We start from the raw sequence: 19438 nt of genomic DNA on the forward strand, positions 1-19438 counted from the left end.
GTGTTCGTTAAAAGCCAAGGTTGAGTGACAAAGTATACTGCCGGGTGATGGGCTGTGCCACGCCGCCGGAGCTATAAAATTCAGGATCGACACCATTCAGATCGTCGTCTGCGTAAATCAGCCACGGGTTCTGCACCATGGCGTTGATCGTCATGTTCTTGACATAGAAGCGGCTTAGCATGGCCTTGGGCACCATGTAACTCAGGTTTACTGTACGCAGACGGACGTACGCACCGTCTGCCACGCGTTTGTCGGAGAAATTATAGGCGTTGTACGCACGGCGTATCTCGTCATCGGTATGCTCCTGCACAAGACGTGAATCGGGAATAACCGGGACGGAGGTAAAGTTCTCGTCGCCGGCAAGCGTCCAGCGGTTGACAAAATCACGTGAGTACATCGTCAGGTCGGTGAATGCAATCGGACCGTAAAGCGCGGGCAGGCGCACTTTGTTGCCGCCCGAGGCGGTGATAAAGAAACCAAACGACCAGTTTTTATACTGGAACGTGTTCTGCAAGCTAAACGCTTTGTTGGCATCCGTCGGTCCTTCGTACTTCAGGTATGACAGCAGTCCTTTAGCCTGGCCTTCGGGCGTCGTCAGGCTGATGCCCGTATCCTGGTAATCGACGTCGAACGTCTTGTCCTCCTGGGGAATGTCGTACGACGGCAGACCGCTGCTGGTAAGGCCGGCGAAACGAATCGAGAACAGTGAGTTGCGCGGATAGCCAATGAAGCTGGCACCCGTATCGTCGACGGCGTCGAGCAACGTGGCCTTGCTTTCAAGCTTCGTGACACGCTGTTTGAACGCCGACAGGTTGATCACCGACGTCCACTGGAAATCACCGGCAATGATGTTCCGGGTCCGGATGGAAACTTCCACGCCGCGCGTCGTCATGTTCGCGTTGTTGATGAACTTGATATCTTCACCTCCCAGGCCCGATGTGCGGACGTTGTCGAAAAGATCAAAACCCTTTCGACGGTATATATCGGCGGTGATGTTGATGCGGTTATTCATGACGCCGAGGTCGAGGCCAATGTTCGCTTCATATTGTTTCTCGTACGTCAGGTCGTTGTTGCGCAGGTCTTCCAGCATGATAGACGGCTCGCGGTCGTCGGGGCTTCTGCGCCCTTGCGTCATTAGACTCCGGAATACGGCCAGGGTATTGGTCGCCGTACCGGCAATGGCCGTCAGGCCGTACGAGCCACGCAGGTTGAGGGTCGTCAGCCAACCGTAGTCTTGCAGGAAATTTTCTTCGAGCACGTTCCACTTGGCGCCAAAGGTATATGTGGGTGTCCAGCGTACTTTGCCGTTGCGAAGACCTTGTGTGTTGGAGGCCGTGAGGTTGCCTGTGAACGAAAGGAAATATTTGCCGTCGAACCCGTAGGTGAACCGGGAGAAGAAGCTGGCCGTGCGCTCACTGGTCGTACCGGCGCGGTCGCCGGGTTCACGTGGACTACCCAACGAGAAGTAGGAACCCGTTTCGCCGAGCACCTTCGAGATAATGCGCGGATCGGTGTTGGGAATGAGGCCACCCGAGTAGCTCAAGCCGTATCCTTCAAACTGTGTTTCTTCACGCTCCACAAAGCGAACCTCCTGACCGATGAACGCATCGAATTCATGCCGGGTATTGAAGGTCTCTTTAAAGGTAAGCGAGTTGCGTATATAATAGTTGCGCAGGAAATTTTCCGTGCGGAAATACAAACCGCCTTCGGGCAGCACCACTACCGGCGGGCGTGTAGGGTTGTCGGGGTCGTTCCATAAAAAGAAATTCTCATTGCGGATGACCGTAGTGCCGTCGGCACGATAAGCGCCTGCCACGTTACTGTCTTCCGTAATGTTATGCTCGCTCACGCTGTTGGCATACCGCACAGCGCCCACGAAGGCATATTGTACCTTGTCTTTGAACAACGGTATCTGGAAGTCGCTCTGGAGCTTGATATCTTGTACGCGAACCTTCGTATAGTTGTTGGCCGTTTCGTTCAGGATATTGAACGGCGCCCAGTTGAAGGTATAATACTCCAGGTCACCGTTGTTATCATACGGGCGCAACGTGCGGCTGGTATTCAGACCATAGCTATAGGGATTGATGTCGAAGTCGCGGGTAAGTGAACCATACACATCGTCGGAACTGCGGTTAAAAGAACCCGGCGCCAGCTGTTGCCGGTACGAGCCCAGCAAGGAGATGGAAAGCTGCGCCTTGCGGGGCAGGTAAAATGTATTGCGCAGGTTAAGCGCCAGACGGTCTACGTTATCCGCAATGGTCCATCCCGGATCTTTATACAAACCGATGGATGAATAGAACTGACTGTTGTCACCACCACCCGAGAGGCTGATGGTATGGTTCTGCGTAATCGACGACTTAAAGAGTGTCTTAAACCAATTGGTATTGGCCTGCTCGTATGACTGCAAAAACTGGTTGCGTGCCCACGGGTTGTTGGCAACACCGAACGTACCCGTTTCGGAATTATAGGTATTCACCTGATTGGCCATGATGCCATAAACACCGCTATACCGGTCCTGGCTGATGGTGGTGATGTCCAGCCGCCCCTTGTTCTCAAGCTCTTTCAGGATGCTGAAGTTTTCTTTGGAATCGAGAATGTCTGTATTCGCATACGTCGGCGTATGACGCGTCGTGAACTCGCCGGAGTAGCTCACCGTGAGCGGCGCCGCGCGACGGCCACGCTTGGTTTTAATAACGATGACCCCGTTCAGGGAACGCGACCCGTACAAGGCTGTCGCCGAAGCATCTTTGAGGATCTCAAAGCTTTCGATATCGTTGGGATTGAGGCCCGCTACTGACGAGCCAATGATGGTGGCGGTGTTACCCGACACGAGGTCGGCCAGCGAAAGGTTGACCAGATCTTCCTGTACCACACCATCGATTACCCACAGCGGCTTGCCGTCGCCGGTAATGGACGATGCACCACGGATCGTGATCTTCGGACCTGCGCCAAATGTGCCCGATACGTTCTGGATCGAAACGCCGGCGGCGCGGCCTTGTAACATCTGCGAAACGTCGCCTACACCCTTTACATGAATATCTTCCATCTGAATGCTTTGCGCAGCGCCGGTATACGACCGCTTCGACACGTCGCCATAACCGGTTACTACCACTTCCTCCAGGGCAGTCGTGCCGCGCATCGTGATGTTCAGCGTGGTTTGTGTGCCCACGGTGATTTCCTGCGTCTCAAAACCGACAAAGGAGATGACGAGAACGTCACTGGGATTGGCGGCCAGGGAAAACGAACCGTCTGTATCGGCCGCGGTACCCCGTGCGCTCCCCTTGATGAGTACTGATGCGCCCGGCAGGCCGGCGCCGCTCTCATCTACAATTTTTCCCGTCACCAGTTGCTGTAGGCTGACGTTGGCGGCGAACAGCGGAGTCGCCGCGATGGCCCGCCGCTTCTTGAAAATGACAGTAGAGCCGTGCACTTCGTAGTCGAGCTCATAGCGCGCGGTGATGCGATCGAGCACTTCGCTAATCGTAGAGCTGTCGAGATCGAGGCTCACGCGGTCACGTTCGGCCACCCAGTCGGTCTTATAGATAAACTTTAGATTTGTCTTACTCCGGATCTCTTTCAACACATCGCGGAAGTTTTCATCCTTCACGTGAAGATTGATCCGGACATCCTGCGAGTACACGAAGGCATGGCTTTCCGAAAGTACACTCAGGAGGAGTAGGGCGATCAATTTGATCACAATGGGGTTCTTCTTTGCCCGGCGCCGGCCGGGCAATTCAGGTAAACATTTCATCATAGGATTAGGTTAGGGTTAATGTTTTGATTTCGGAAGGGTAGGCCTGCTGTTACCGGACCTTCTTCCGTGTCTTGCTATTCTTTTTATTTTACAGTGATCGTTTTCTCGTTTACTTCAAAGGCTACGGCGCCCGTTGCCTGCATAAGCTTCAGCACTTCGGCGGCCGATTGGTATTTATCGACGTGCGCCGTAAACCGGCTGATTTTTTGCCGGCTGCTGGCGTAGTGAATTTGGACGTCGTACCACCGGCCCATTTTGGCCAGGATGTTCGCCAGGGGCTCATCTTCGAAAATGAAGAGGCCGTCTTTCCAGCTGGTATAGATCTCTGTATCTACTTCGTGCAGCGACAGCTCGCCCGACGCCACGTCCAGCACCGACTGAATGCCCGGTGTTATCTGCAGGGATTTACCCGAAGGAAGGCTCACGGCAACCTTGCCTTCCACCAGCGTGGTACGCACCTGCGCTTCATCGGGGTAGGCGGAGACATTAAACGATGTGCCCAATACGGCAATGGTTTGCGCGGGCGTTACGACCTCGAAAGGGCGCTCTTTGTTTTTGGCTACTTCAAAGTATGCTTCGCCGGTAAGCTCTACGCGCCGCACGTCGCCGATAAACTGGGTGGGGTAGCGAATGGTGCTTTCGGCATTGAGCCACACGCGTGTGCCATCTGCCAGGGTAAGCTGGAACTCGCCGCCACGCGGTATGATGAGCGTATTGATTTGCTCGACAGCGGCGGCAGCGTGATGAAAGTATGTCAACGCCGTGCCGGACGCCGCCGCGTCAACACCGCGGGGGCTAAGATTTACGGCGCTGTCGCCCAACGCGATGGACTGACCACCGGCGATCACCAGCGTGGCTTTGGCGCGGCCGGGCAACAAGGTCACCTCGGCAGTTTGTACCGGCGTGCGGGTATAATAATTCCAGAGCAGGGCGGCGGTGGCGGCCAGGAGGAATACCGCAGCGGCGCGATACAGGATTCTAAGTATACCTGATTTCTCCGGGTACAGCGGACGAACGGGTGTTACGTCCAGGGTTGATTTGAGTCGTTGCCAGGCCAGGTCGCGCTGATCGTCGGAAATTTTGACAGGCTTTTTCTGGAATGTTTCCAGCTTGTCCATCAACTCCTGATTCTGCTCGTCGGCTTCCAGCCAATGGTCCAGCGTTTGTTTTTCACGGGCATCCAACGTACCGGAAAATCTTTTCCAAAGCAGGAGAAAATTGATCTTGGGTTTATTCACCCCCTAAAAACACGTCAGTCCGCCAAAAGGGTGACAAGCGTTAAAAATATTTTTACGCGCACGTCGCCCAGCGACAGCTTGAGGGTGGCGCGTCCTCTCTTGATATGCGTTTTAACGGTATTCTCGGACACGTGGAGTATGGCAGCTGTTTCGGCAATGCTCTTGCCGTGGAAATAGCGTAGCTCGATTGTACGCCTGACTTGCTCAGGCAGTCGGCTGATGGATTTCTTGAGCGCATCGAGCAATGCCTCGCCGTCCTCGCCGTCGTCCCAGACGTTGAGCATAGCCTGCACGTAACGAATGTTGTGGGTATCGCGAACGTTCTGATGGCGGATTTCATTCAGGCACCGGTTCCTGACAGCGGCATACAGATAAGCCTGAGTCGCAAGGGAAGGATTTTGCCACCGGCCTGACTGCCAGAGATCCGTGAAAATCGTTTGTACGATGTCTTCCGCCGCGGATGTGTTCAGTACAAAGGAGTCGGCGAAAAGAACAAGGCGCTGGTAGTGCGCATCAAATATAGCTTTAAAGGCTTCTTCACCCCGACGATTTTCATCACATGTAGTGCCCGTAACGTCCATACCCGATTGCTGCTTCTTGATTTGTTACGAATAGGAAAAAAGACTGCTGGCGGTGTTGTCTGGTTAGTCAAGTAACACATTTTTCCGAAAATGTAAAAACAACGTTGATCCCGGCAAATTTGTCGATTAAAATCACGTACTTAGTAATCGTTTGCATAAAGCGATTACGGCCTAAACCCATGAACTTATTACCGCTCAAAGAAGAAGGAGTCCCTGCTGCAAGCTTCTTATTCAAGCAGGGTACAACTATAAGCGAAGGGGAGCAAATTGTGTGGAATGCGTTGCGCGAAGGAAATCGTAAGGCGCTGGATTATATTTTTGAAAAATACGTCAAGCTGCTGTACGCCTACGGCGGAAAGATCACGAAGGACCAGGGCGTTGTAGAAGATGCCATCCAGGACTTATTCGTTGAGCTCTGGCAAAAGCATGCTGTGCTGAGTGCCACGGACAACATCAAATTCTACCTGCTCAAATCACTGCGGCGAAGAATTACCCGAAGAATGGCGGTGGATCAACGTAAACTGGGCGACTATGCCCTGCAAGAGGACTATTTCCACGAAGTAGAATTTTCGATGGAATCCACCATCATTCAGCAGCAGACGTCTATTGCACAACAGGAACAATTAACCCGTGGCATTGCGAAGCTCAGCGACCGCCAGCGGGAAGCGATTTACCTGAAGTTCTACGAAAAGATGAGCTATGAGCAACTGGCGGAAGTGCTGGACATCAGCCTCACCTCCACCTACAAACTTATCGGCAAAGCGGTGGATGCCTTGCGTAAATCTGTACGCATCATTTCATAAAAGCTTCGAAACCATCCACGCCAACACCGACCAGCATCCTGGCCAGTGTTGGGTGAATATGGTGTAATTGTAATCCGTTGTGACTTATTGTTTAATAAACTTGAGCGAACGATACGCACCGTGCCAGAAGAAACGTATGACATAGACACCGGTGTGTAATCGCTCGGTGTCAATCGAGCGGGCATACGAAGTCATTATCTTTTGCCCCATGGCATTGTGCACGTGTATTGTTACGGGACGATCAATTCCTTTTATATGAAGCGCGCTATGGGCAGGGTTGGGATATACGGAAAGCGCTGCGCCATGCTCCGAACCGACGCCTGTGATGACCTCCTCTTCCAGCGGGAACAGTTGGGATTGTGGAACAATCTGACGGGCTTGTGAAGGACTCGACCACTCCAGGTGACACTCCGCTCCGCCTCCGTTTTCAAAATATTCGACCTTAATCGTGTATTTTTCTTCGGCCTCCAATTCTATATCTCCGGAGTAGGTAACACCCCAATCATCGATCCACTTGTCAATGACCAGCTGATCGTTAATCCATACCCTGCGACCATTGTCGCTCGTGACGTAGAATGTATACTTTTCCGTAAAGTGTGGTTGAACATACCCTTCCCAGCGAATGGAATACGAATCGTTCGAAACACCGTTCATAGGCGAACCCTCGCCCCAGTAGAAGCTAACAATCGGGTCCACGCGTGTACCGACGGGCGTATTAAAATTCACGCCATTGAAATAATTTCCCGTCAAGCCCGTTCCATCGCCTTCTACAATACTGGCTTGTCTTGAAAAAAGTTGCGATGTCGGAACAATCTCACGCGGTTGTAAAGCACTTGACCATTCGAACTTGATATTCGCGCCGCCATTCTCTTCAAAATACTCAATCTTGATACTGTATTTCTCACCCGCGTTCAACGTGATTTCGCCGGAGTACGTAACATCCCAGTCATTGATCCATTTATCAATCACCAGCTGATCATTAATCCAAAGCCGCCGGCCGTTGTCGCTCGTTATATAGAACGTATAGGTGCCGGTAAAGTGTGGTTGAATATAGCCTGTCCAGCGAATGGAGTTCTGGTCCTTGTTTACACCGTTCATCGGTGAAGCATCACCCCAGTTAAAGTTAATAACAGGATCTACGCGTATGCCGATGGGTGTTTCAAAATTTGTCCCATTAAAGTAGTTGCCCACAAGTCCGTCGCCCGTTCCGGTCAGGCCTCTGAGTTTTAAGGATGTTATTGTATTGTCCCAGCCGGTTGGAATCAGACAACTTGAATCGGACTTCAAAATGGTCGTATTGCCGGTAAAATTATCACCATCAAACAACTCTACTTCATACAGGGAAGAAAGTTTCAACGAAGAAATTGAATTATTCGAAATCCCCTTTTCCAGTAATTGCGCCGCGGTATAATTCCCGACAGGCAACGCCGCTTCACTTCCCGCATAGTCGCAGTCGGTGTACACGGTCGCCACGGGATCACCCTGAGGATCGACGGTAAGACCGTTTGATTCGCGCAGCAGTTGAAAAAGGTGATCGGGCCGGACGACAATGTAATTTGAATTGAGCGAATTCATGACATTCTTAAAATTACTGGGCTTCACATCGGTCCAGGGTTGTGCCTGAATGATCACGAACCTGGGCGTTGTACCGTTCCAGCCAATGGAGGCGGACGCAATGTGATCTTTCATGGCTTGCTCGCCGGTACAATAATTACACGAAAGCGGTTTACCGGGCAAACTGTCGTTATAGATACTCAGCGGACCGCCGGTATTCTGTGCGGTTACGCCCAGCAAAGAAGGTGCAAAATCAGCATACGTCTCCCCCACGCTTTGATCAATTCCCCCGTTGATACCATTCCACACAGTGATGACGCGGAAACCCGCACGTTGATTATATTCTTCCGTTTTAGCCACAAACTGGTTGAGCATACCTTGATCAGGCCAGTCGTTGGGATATGTATACCCCCACCCGGAGGGCCCTGAAATAAGATTATCATTTGGCGTAGCGGATTGATGGTAGAAATTCAAGGCGCCAGGCATGGCATCCACCATGGCGGGCGATAACGTCCACCCTATGGGAACGGCACCCCGATCGGGATTATTCCACAGCTTACGCATGAGATGTTCTACATACTGCAGGTTGTCGCCATCACTGAGAATGAACGCCACGTAAATTTTATTCTGAAGCCTGGGTTTCGGGGGAATGGGTTTCACCTGGATGGTGCGCGGCATGCCACTGTGCACGGTTAAATTGGCACAGAAGTCACTCGCCACGGTGGAAATGCCATAGACGGATGCCCGTTCGATGCCAGGGCCTTCCTCCGGCCACCAACCCATATAGCACGAACCCGGCGCCATGGAAGACAAGAAGCTATTCAGCAGCGTACTTTCCTCGGCAATGTTCGGGTCGAGCCACACGACGGCAGCGCCCAGCGCCGTGGCATACTCCCGCAGAGAGCCTTGATGCACTTCAGGATTTAATCCGATTAATACGCGATGGCCGAGGGTGGGCCAATAGTCGTCCAATAAGGTTTGATACACGTCTACCTTACTGGTAAACTGGCCGCGCAGATCCAGCAACACCGGCAAATTATAGGGAGCCGAAGACAATCTTGCTAACAACGCCGGTGAGGCGATGATTGCATTCCTGTCTTTTGCCAACATCGTTGCCAGGTTAACGGTATGGATTTGTGCCGGGTCATAGACAATCAGTCCGGATATTTCCGTGCGATACTTCGTGATCAACTCCCAGGGGTCGGCGTATTCAACCCAGTTTAGTCCCAGGGACTGCAGCCAGGTATGCGGCCCTTCCGCAAAGGCATCGCCATCGTAGACAAAGAGGCGGGGTTGCGTCAGGTTTACGATGCCTTTCAACGAAGAAAACAGGTAACGCTCGTCGGCCGGATTATTTTGCAGATAAAATAAATCCTGTGTCGGGGCGGGTACGGGAAACGAGGGTAACAGTTGATCGGCGGGCCAGGTTAGCTGTGCCTTTACCTGCCCGCCCGGGAGTTGAAGCAACAGCAAGCATACTATCAACGTACCCCAACGGAATGAGTTGGTTTTCTTACTCATCATCATATTAGAAATCGATTTTTTGAATCTCTGAATAGATTAAATAATCTACTCCTGCCAACTTAATTCCAACACGTGCATACACGTACGATTGTGCCGGCGTCAGATCCGGAATTTCCGTAGTCAGGAGAATAGCATTGGGATCTGCAATATCCCCACCGTTGAGCGACGCTTCCGCAATCTTCATATCCGAGCTTACTAAATTACCTTTGTTGATATACAGCGTCACCCGTTCAACATCTTTTTGGTTAGCGTCCGTGATGACTTTCTCCATGCCAAAAGCAGCGTTGACTGTTTTTCCCGAGTTTGTAATGGAAGCATTTTTAACCAGGTAATATGGAATCACATCGATGTCGACTTTTTTATTACCGCGTATCTCGACCAGGATGGTATCGGAATTGGTCTGATCATTGTGCGGTGCCATAAAGGGAACCGAATTGCGACGAATGAACAGCTTATAATCGCCATTAAAAAGCAACGCGGAAAAAGCGCCGTTCTGATTAACATGAACGTCAATTTTGTTTTTCTTCTCCCAGCCGGGCTCCCACAACTCCATGTACACATTGCGTGCGTCCAGGTTCAGGGGGGTGCCCTGATAGACAAGTTGACCCTCTAACTTCGATTCCGGGGCGTCGTAATTATCATACTCACACGACCCCAGCATTACAATCATGACGGATAGTACTATATATAGTTGTATCGTTTTCATAGGCGCTACGGATTTTGAACAAGTTTAGGATTACGACTTAAAATGTCACTATTGATCTCGGAGTAATAATTCCGCAACCGGAATCGATCTACGCCAATGGCCTTGCCCGGAACAACAACTTTAAAGATCCACTTGCCGTCGTTGGCATTGCCGGGATCATACACTTTATACGGCCACAAGCCATAGGGCTTTGTGCTGGATTCGTCAGCCTTGCCGGGGTTTGTTGTCAACCCTACGTTTTGGCCATCCCAAACTTTATGCGCCAGGCGCCAACGCTTCATATCCCACAACTGATGTCCTTCAAAGGCCAACTCTACTTTACGTTCGTGCACAATACGGTCGAAGGTTATTTCGCCCGGCGCCAAATCGATCGTAAAACCGGCCCGTTGTCTGACCTCGTTCATATACCCAGCGGCCACCTCGGGCTGGCCCAGCTCAAACGCCGCTTCGGCGGCATTCAGCAATACCTCGGCATACCGATAACGAACCCACCACACGGCACTGCCGATGCCGCGTTGACCTGATCCAATCGATGGATCCAAAAATTTACGGACGTAGTAGCCTGTTTGTGCGCTTTTCTCCACCTGATCGATCGGTCCGTTTTTACCAACGACCTGTTCCGCCACGCTCCGTCCAGGCAACGTAGCCTGACCACCCAACGCCCCGGAGGTGATAATAGAATTATCGGCCAGGATATACCCCGCCCAGATATCGACCACTCGTCCTTTAAACTGTGTGCCGGGCAGCATGACGGTCGCCCACAGGCGAGCATCACGATCTTCATAAAGATCGGTGATGTTATCATAGTAGACGTAGTTGCCGGGTGTACCGATCGCCAGCGGAGCAAAGGTATTGTCCAGTTTCTCAAAAGACTGCACAAGATTGAGCGTCGGGTTTAACCAACCTGAATCGCCTGGCTCCTCGGTTTGATCGATGGGTTGATTATTGGTGGTAAAGCCATGCGCTTTGTCTTTCAGCTTAAAATCCTCGACAAAAATCACTTCCGTATTATTGGACTTATCCAGGAAGAGGTTCACAAAATTCTCGCGAAGATCAGTGTTCTTTTTATAGAGCGAATACCAGCCGGTGCCAATCAACTCTTGCGCCGCCGCCAATGCCTTCTCATAATACCCATTTGCCATGCCGGCGGGAATTCCCGCTTCACCGCCGGCGGTTGCTTCCGACGGTGTCGTCACGCCATATTTGGCAATCGATGCAGCATATAACGCGGCCCGGGCTTTCATAGCCAATACAAGACCCTTGGTTGCGCGGGAGTATATTCTACCGCCGCCGACAGTCGGATCAACCAATTTATCCTTCACGTCATCCAGCTCGCTGATGACAAAATCATACACATCAGACTCTTTCGCGCGTGGAAATTGCAACGAAGTCGGGTCGCCGGAATAGTCATAGGTGAGCGGCTCTAAAATCAACGGTACACCGCCCATACGCTTCACTTCTTCAAAATATACTGCGGCACGCAACACACGAGCTTCTGCTAAAAAGGCTTGCCGGTCTTCTTCCGTAAGGGCTGCAGCGCCGGCACAGCGTTTAATAAAACTATTTAGCGCACGGATATAGCTATAATCCCAATAGCCCCAATCGCCAAAACCCCAGTCATTGTTCTGATGCCGGCCATAATCGCGGGTGGCAAACGCCTCATCAAAATTGGCAAACTCGCCCCAATTCTCGATGGTTTGATAGTCGGGAAAGCGATTGTATAAATCCCCTAATGCCAGTACCACCAGGTCACGATTCTTCCAAACCTCCTCATCGTTCAACAGATCGTTCGGTTGTTTGTTGAGAAATGCCTCGTCATTACACGACCAACTTACCATTACTACTAAAATGGAAGTCAGTATAAATATTTTTTTCATAATCAGATGCCGTTAGAATGATACGTTAACACCAATATTAACCAGTTTGTGTTGTGGGTACTGAAGCCCGTTTTCATCGGCCACCTCAGGCTCCATGCCGTATTTTCCCACATTGTCGATGGAGAACAAATTGAATGTATTGACGTATACTCTGGCTCTTTTCAATTTTACTTTCTCCAACAAAGTCACGGGCAGGGAATAACCCACCTCCATGGTGCGCAGACGTAGGTACCGGACATTGGTTACCCAAAAATCGGAAACCCGATAGTTGCTGTGGTCTCCATTCGCATACCGCATCGTAGGATATTTACCGGGAATCCAGCGGCTGTTCGGATCATAGGGGTCTTCACGCCGCCAGTGGTCTTCATACAGTTCCTGTAGCAAATTGCCGCCATTCTGAAAGGGCACCGCCATTTCCCAACGCCGGATGTTCGAGAACATCGAACCACCGGAGAAGTCAGCACGAAAATCAAAGCTCTTCCAGTTGAGTGTGATAAACAGACCGTAATTGACCGTGGGGTTATTCGTACGGGAGTAGCCGATTGGCCGCTCGTCATAACCATTGATCACACCGTCGGCATTGATATCCTGGTAGATCAGGTCACCCGGCAACAAGGTTTTATTACCCTGTCCGTCAATATCGACGGGATAACTCGCGATCTGCTCTTGTGAAGTAAACTGACCGATAGCATCAAGGCCCCAGAGCGCGTCAGCCCATCGATTGGTTGCGGCGCCGGTATTTCTATATTGATCCCAGGAATTACCCCAGTTTAATTCAGGTTTATACCCGGTTAGTTGTTTTAAGCGCGAGTACGAAACATTTGCTCCAACGGAGAAGTTAATACCGCGAACAATACCCGAATACGCCAACGATGCCTCACCGCCGACATACGCATCGCTTCGTAAATTCTCGGGCGCCAGGTCATACCCCAGCTCACGCGGCATCAACACATCTTCCTTCCGTTGAAACAGCCCCGTCCGTTTACGATAGAAGTAATCCAATGCACCCGTTATTTTTCCATTTAAAAGTCCATAGTCGATACCGACATCCGTCATGCGACTCTCCAGCCAGGAGATATTGGTGATCGGTCGCCCATCGCCTTGAACATCGTAAGCCGTTTTAACAGTCGTGGAGTTGATAACCTGACCACCGGTTCTGATCATGTCCAGAATAGCGGTGGACGCGGGGTAACGATAGCCCGTAAGATAATCGAACGGACCGATGGCAATATTGTCATCTCCCAATAGTCCAAACGAAGCGCGGAGTTTCACATCACTCAGTGTATTAGACAGCGCTGTAAAGTTCCGGTAGAAGGGTTCCTCGCTGATGCGCCATCCGGCAGAAACAGAAGGAAAGAGACCCCAGCGTTTGCCTGGCGCAAACTTCCACGACGCATCACGCCGACCGGCTACCTCCAGAAGATACTTACCCTGATAATCATACGACAGGCGTCCGACGTAACCGATGCGGGCCTCTTCATAATCGATATCATTATACGAATCCATATCGTTAAACAACAGAATCGGCAATTCATTTGTCTTGGGTACTGAATGTACCCATGTTTCTAAATTGCGTCGGTTAATGCGCTCGGCTACAAAAGTTGCCGAAAGCGTATGGCGACCGTTGAAGGTGTGCGTATAATCCAGCTGGCCCTGTACAACAGTCTCCAGTACCTTGCGGGTGCCCCGCTCCCGCCAGGGGTTGGTACTCCCGCCGGTGCGGGTATATGTATCCGTTGCCTCCTCATACGTATAGGTGTCATACGTATATTCATGCCCATTCATCAGGCGATCGGCATAGTAATAAGAGTAAACGCCCTTCGCTTTTAACCCCTTGATCGGTGTTTCATACTCGCCGGTGAAGTTGAGCTGTAATACACGCCAATCTTCTGCCCAGTACCCGGCGTCTTTCTTATTTAACCAGGCAAAATTGGTCTCGTCATTCTGAATGTGATTGGGATAGTCGGGATTATCATTGGCAAAAGGGCGTTCGAACGGACGATTGCGAAACAAGGCAAAACGCGGCAACCAATAATCATCAGTGCCGGGAATGCCCGGCTGGTCGCGGGTTTCAATACGTCCGTTGATCTGTGTACTGACCTTGAACCGGTCCGTAATTTGAGCACCGATATTGGTCTGAATATTCGTGCGCTCAAAGGTATATTGTCTGCCTAATACAGAAGATTGTTTTACCCGCCCGAGTGAAAAGTAATAGTTGATTTTATCCGAGCCACCCGTGGCGCTCATGGTAACAGAAGACTGGGGGGCGTTGCCTTTAATAATATACTTATACCAATCAAAACTCCGGTATCCCTTTTCCGTGCCAGCCTGCCATTTGCTTAGCTCCTCGCGGGACATAATATCAGCAGCAGGCTTTCCATCATTCACATCGGCTTCCACTTTGGCCGTGTACCAATCCCCCGCGTTAACCGTCTCCGGAAAGCGCGTCCAGTTCTGCCACCCGGTATAGGCATCCACACTAAAGGTATTTCCACTGCCTGTTTTTCCTTTCTTGGTCGTAACAATAACAACGCCATTGGCGGCACGCGATCCATAAACCGAAGCCGAAGCGTCTTTTAAGATCGTCAGGCTCTCGATGTCGTTGGGGGAAATATTATTGAATTGTCCCTCGTCTTTCTGAATGCCATCGATGACAAACAACGGACTGCCCATGTTACGAATCTGAATCGACGCACTCGATCCGGGACGTCCATCCACCTGTCGGAAGGACAACCCGGGAAGTTTACCGGCCAGCATCGAGCTCGTCGTGACGGCGTGTACACTTTCCAGATCTTTGCTCGTCACCGCGGATACGGACCCTGTGACAGTTTCACGCTTCTGCGTGCCGTAGCCAATCACTAAAATTTCCTGTAGGGACGCTACATCCGGAGCCATGATAATATCGATAACCGTTTTATTATTGACCGTTACTTCCTGGCGTGTATAACCGATAAACGAAAAGACCAAAATCCCCGTTGCGGCAAATTCATCCGGAATACGCAAGGTATAGTTACCATCCTGGTCGGTGACTGTACCCACTGTAGTACCTTTTATGATCACACTGACACCGGGAAGAGGGTCATTATTCTCGGCGAACACTTTGCCCGACACGGTCAATTCATATCGAACGAAATCTTCCAGGGTAGTCTCAGCAATGTTGTCTGCCTCTCCGCCCGCCACGAGCGTCAGGCTACCCGTCGATGTATGCAGCGCGAGCTCTGCTCGCTTTTTCTTCAGAATGATTTGATCACCCTTAATTTTAAAATCGACTTCGATGCCCTTCAGTAACGCGGATACAGCGGCCCGTATGGGCACATTCACAAGCTTTGCTGTAATCTTTTTAGAATCATCAATCAGGCGATGGTTATAGAAAAATCGATAGGGTGTTTTATTCTCCAACAAGGCTATAGCCTCTTTTAAAGTGGTCTGCTCAAAGGATACCGTAATACGTTCGCTTTTATGTACAGTGTCGGCTGCCTGTAGCTGGAAAAGACTGAGAGAAGCAATTAAAAAGGCCACCATACGTGTAATTACTTGAATGCCTGTGTATTGCCAATAGGGCTCGGGACTTTCATTCCGTAAAGTTTTTTTCATAACTTCGAAAGTTGATTAGTAAGATTCCATTTTTATTAATCTGGCGAGGTGCCACCTGGTAGCACCTCACGTAAGGTCGGAGGGTGCTCGAACACCTTCCGATTCTTTTTTTAGGTATGTTTCTTTCTTCCGTTATAGCATCCGGTCGGGTTTAAAGGGTTTGTATCAGTTACACAGCTTTCCGAGTATAAAAACTTTCGCGCCGTCGATTCTATAGTCAATGCCTTCAGCATCCTTAAACAGTTCGAGGACTTGTTCTAACGTTTTGTTATCGACTTTGGCAGAAAAGTGGCAGTTCAACGAGGCGCGATCTTCCACTTCGATGGTAACATTAAACCAACGCTCCAGCTCATTCACGATATCGGACAACGGTCGATCATCAAATAATAACTGGCCATCCCGCCAGGAGGTATAGTCGGCGGCTTCGTCTTTATGTTCCAGGAAAAGTGTTTTAGATTCTTTCTCAAAAACCGCTTGCTGATTCGGCATCAGGGTAAGTTTTGTCGAATCGATGGAAGATTCTATCGTGACCTTTCCCTGGATGAGGGTGGTCTCAATCGTCCTGTCTTTTCCATACGATTTTACGTTGAACGATGTACCCAACACCTTGATGCGGATGTCGGAGGTGTGAACGATGAAGGGCTTTTGTTTATTCTCAGCCACGTCGAAATACGCTTCGCCTTCCAGGTGAATTTCGCGTGTCTCTTTCCCGCGGAAACTTTTAGGATACGTTAACCTGCTCTCTGCATTCAACCATATTTTTGTTCCGTCTTCCAGGGTGACGAACGTGCGGTGGCCCCTGGCCGTGACCTCATTGACGGTAGGATTTAAAAAATAGAGCGCTGCCGTAAGCAGCACAAGCGCAACCGCTGCCGCCGCATACCAATACCGGCGGAATGCGCTTACCCCGACGCCACCCTTTCGTGGAAGATTTAACGCCCCGGCAAGGGGTGTTTCCTGTATAGCATGGCGCTCCGTTTGGTCGATTTCAGCATCGATCCTTTTCTTCAGGCTGGAGATACGTGATTGAAAAACGTCGCTTTCACGAAAATGAAATAGCAACAAAAACTGCCGTGCTTCCTGCACCTCGACTTGCTTATAGGGATGCTGCCGGATGAAATCCTCCCAAAATCTACTATTGGACTCATCTGGCGACAATACCCATTGCTGGAAATAATCATACTTAATAAAGTCGTCAGAAGAAAATGCGGAATAGTTCATTTTAGCTAGCGTTCAATCGTTGTAACTACCAGTAAAAGCGCTGTTTCCGTATTTTACCCCTTCCGTTGCTGAAATTTCTTTTTAAGGCATCCGGCAGGGTCTAAAACGAAAAAAGCACCGACTATCCGTGCTTTTTTCGTTTTCAGACAATTCCTCCAACACTGCTACAACACAATATTATGGACGGGCGCCACCGGCGCGGGAAGCTCCACGTCATCGAGCATCTCTTTCAGATCCGTCTCAATCATCCGGCTGATCTGGGTGATCGGCACATCATTGGGACTGCCCTCAAACGGATTGATGGAGCTATCGCCGACGGCATCCAGTGTTACAAACGCCCACCCCACGATGGTGGTAAAAGGAATGATAAAATGAATGGTATAGCCCTCCAGTAACGTGCCGTCGCCCAGGTGCGCGAATTCTTTCAGCAAACCGAAAGGCAGCAGGATCACAAACAAGTGCAGCAGATAGGTGGTAATAGACGAGAAGTTGCGCGGATAAGGAAAATTCTTGATCCGCTCGGCCTTGCCCTGCTGTTCGTACAAGGCTGTAATGCTGGTTTGCAACTGCAGCTGTTGAAAGTCATTGAGTACACCTTGCTGGTGCAGGGCAGCAATTGTCTCCGACTGCAGGGCAAGCGTCTGCGAGGCGCGATTCTTTTTACCGAGCAAATACTGTAGCTCTTCCGGGCTTAAAAACTCTTGCACGGCAGCTTCCAGCGGCTCGTTCCGTTCAGGAATGGAATAGGCGCCTTTCATATACTCTTTATAGCGCACCTCGTCCATGATCTCCCACGGCCGCGGGTCGCGCAGCTGGTAGCGCAGGAACGTCAGCCACGCAAAGTGCCGGTTGAACAGCAGGCGGACGGACGGATTTGTTTTACCCCCCGCGAAGTCGCGCGCCTTCACAGCAAAGGCACGGCTGTCGTTAATGATCGCGCCGTAGATCTGCCGGCCCTCCCAGAGACGATTGTAGCTGGCGTTGTTCTTAAAACCGACGATGAAGGCTACCGCAGTACCGAGCATCGCCACCGGCATCCACGAAATACCAATGAATGTCCACCCCGCGTAACAATAAAAAAGCGTGGGGACGATGGCGATGAAAAGACATTTGTAGATGTCGCGACGACTCCACATCACAAATTCTTTTAAACTATAGCGTTTGCCAATATGCATGTGTTCGGGGATTGAGGTTTTAAAATAGCGATAATCCCACCAACCACACAACAGCCCGTTCCCTGCCCCACGTGTAAACCATGCAAAAAAAGGGGAAAGCTTACCTCCGGGCCCGTCGGCGGATGAATTGGCGTACCTTTGTTGGAACCCTACCTGCCATGAGCGCGCGACTTTTCTTTACGCTCCTTCCCCCCTACGCCCTGGCGTGTGTGGCCCTGGGATTGGCCGCCGGTCCTCTCGTTACCGAGAGCCCGCTGGTACCCAATGCTTTGGTATACTTTGGCATCTATGTGCTGGCACTCAGACTCTCCCTGATCATACACGAAGCCGGTCACCTGGTGTTTGCCCGCATCGCGGGTGGCAAGCCGATGCGGCTGGTACTGGGTATGGGCATTCACGAAGTATACCGCCGTCAGTTCTTCGGGGTGGCGTTCATCGTACACAAGAATTTTCGCGGTGGTTATGCGCACGCATCGTTCACCACTGGCCACCACCTGAAACTACGCTATGCGCTCTACATCGCCGGTGGCGCACTCGGCAACCTGATCATAGCAGCAATATTCCGCATGCTATCCGGCCCACCCCTTTGGCCACACGAAACATACTTTTACGTCGACCTCTCTTCCATCATTATCATCAGTAACGTATTCCTGGCCGTCTGGAGCCTGGTACCGTTTATGACCAGCGTACAGGGACGGCGCGTCCCCACCGATGGTCTGTATTTATTAAAGCTACCATTCATTCCCCAAAAGGATGTAAAATTCAATGCAGATGCCGACGCACTCTACGATATCCACCGTCTTACTGAAGCCAAAGAATATACACAGGCGCTTACATTACTCCAGACCTACCTGGAACTACACCCTACAGAACACACGCAACAACTCACGCACGCGCACTTGCTCCTGAAGACAGGACAGTTCGACGCAAGCCTGAAGCGATCACTCACCTTACGCGACCACCTGCACGAGAAAGCTTTCAAGCCCTATACCGGCCTGCTCTACAATCTCCTGGCCTGGACCTACCTCGTCGTGGATGACATCGAACAAGCGGACATCCACTCGGCCCTGGCGGTACAGGCCATTCCCGGCGACGTAAACTTTCGCGGCACGCGCGGCGCCGTGCTGGTAGAAAAAGGTAAGATCGGCGAAGGTGTGCCCAACCTCCTCCAATCGATGGACTTTGAATTCGTCAACAGCGCCACGCTTTCCGCTGCGATTTATATGTTACTGGCGTGCCACCGCAAAGGCGACCTGATTACACGCGACAAATACCGCGCATTCCTCGAAGCCAATTATACCAACCTCGACCTGGATGAAAAACACCTGTTCGACCGCATGCTGACGCGCACGGGGCTGACGCTGCAAGCCACACCCGCTCTATAAAAAAAGGAGACGGACGTTGGCACATC

At 51.0% G+C, this 19438-nt stretch carries 11 protein-coding genes; 2 read left to right on the plus strand and 9 right to left on the minus strand.

Annotation, left to right across the window (positions count from 1 at the left end; genetic code table 11):
• Positions 1-7: 7 nt before the first annotated feature.
• The 3 genes from K7P01_RS08370 to K7P01_RS08380 all read right to left on the minus strand — a co-directional run bounded on the left by K7P01_RS08370 (position 8) and on the right by K7P01_RS08380 (position 5573).
• Positions 8-3754: a SusC/RagA family TonB-linked outer membrane protein gene (locus K7P01_RS08370; RefSeq protein ID WP_267291777.1), complete on the minus strand. Its 3747-nt coding sequence runs from the start codon at positions 3752-3754 to the stop codon at positions 8-10.
• 83 nt (positions 3755-3837) lie between these two features.
• A complete protein-coding gene (locus K7P01_RS08375) occupies positions 3838-4992 on the minus strand; it encodes a FecR family protein (protein WP_267291779.1) in 1155 nt (384 codons plus the stop codon).
• Positions 4993-5006: 14 nt separating this feature from the next.
• Complete coding sequence (locus K7P01_RS08380) at positions 5007-5573, minus strand: sigma-70 family RNA polymerase sigma factor (RefSeq protein WP_267291781.1); 567 nt, start codon at positions 5571-5573, stop codon at positions 5007-5009.
• A 179-nt stretch (positions 5574-5752) separates the two neighbouring features.
• Here K7P01_RS08380 and K7P01_RS08385 point away from each other — a divergent pair, with 179 nt between their 5' ends.
• Complete coding sequence (locus K7P01_RS08385) at positions 5753-6376, plus strand: RNA polymerase sigma factor (RefSeq protein ID WP_267291783.1); 624 nt, start codon at positions 5753-5755, stop codon at positions 6374-6376.
• A gap of 84 nt (positions 6377-6460) precedes the next feature.
• Here K7P01_RS08385 and K7P01_RS08390 read toward each other — a convergent pair whose 3' ends face one another.
• The 6 genes from K7P01_RS08390 to K7P01_RS08415 form a co-directional block, all read right to left on the minus strand.
• Positions 6461-9457, minus strand: a complete 2997-nt coding sequence (locus tag K7P01_RS08390) for a PA14 domain-containing protein (RefSeq protein WP_267291785.1) — start codon at positions 9455-9457, stop codon at positions 6461-6463.
• Between the two features lies 1 nt (position 9458).
• Positions 9459-10160 (minus strand): DUF3823 domain-containing protein, encoded by a 702-nt coding sequence (locus K7P01_RS08395; protein ID WP_267291787.1) that lies wholly within the window; start codon positions 10158-10160, stop codon positions 9459-9461.
• Positions 10161-10165: 5 nt separating this feature from the next.
• Positions 10166-12037: a RagB/SusD family nutrient uptake outer membrane protein gene (locus tag K7P01_RS08400; RefSeq protein WP_267291789.1), complete on the minus strand. Its 1872-nt coding sequence runs from the start codon at positions 12035-12037 to the stop codon at positions 10166-10168.
• Positions 12038-12049: 12 nt separating this feature from the next.
• Entirely contained in the window at positions 12050-15631 is a 3582-nt protein-coding gene (locus tag K7P01_RS08405; protein WP_267291791.1) for a TonB-dependent receptor, read from the minus strand.
• A 165-nt stretch (positions 15632-15796) separates the two neighbouring features.
• Positions 15797-16852 (minus strand): FecR family protein, encoded by a 1056-nt coding sequence (locus K7P01_RS08410; RefSeq protein WP_267291793.1) that lies wholly within the window; start codon positions 16850-16852, stop codon positions 15797-15799.
• A gap of 164 nt (positions 16853-17016) precedes the next feature.
• A complete protein-coding gene (locus tag K7P01_RS08415) occupies positions 17017-18027 on the minus strand; it encodes a bestrophin family protein (RefSeq protein WP_267291795.1) in 1011 nt (336 codons plus the stop codon).
• 158 nt (positions 18028-18185) lie between these two features.
• Between K7P01_RS08415 and K7P01_RS08420 the strand changes: the two genes are divergently transcribed.
• Positions 18186-19412 carry a site-2 protease family protein gene (locus tag K7P01_RS08420; RefSeq protein WP_267291797.1) on the plus strand — a complete coding sequence of 409 codons (1227 nt, stop codon included), beginning with the start codon at positions 18186-18188 and terminating at the stop codon, positions 19410-19412.
• Positions 19413-19438: the final 26 nt, after the last annotated feature.

It is taken from the genome of Parachryseolinea silvisoli, from assembly GCF_021190955.1.
In the GTDB taxonomy this organism is placed as follows: domain Bacteria; phylum Bacteroidota; class Bacteroidia; order Cytophagales; family Cyclobacteriaceae; genus Ohtaekwangia; species Ohtaekwangia silvisoli.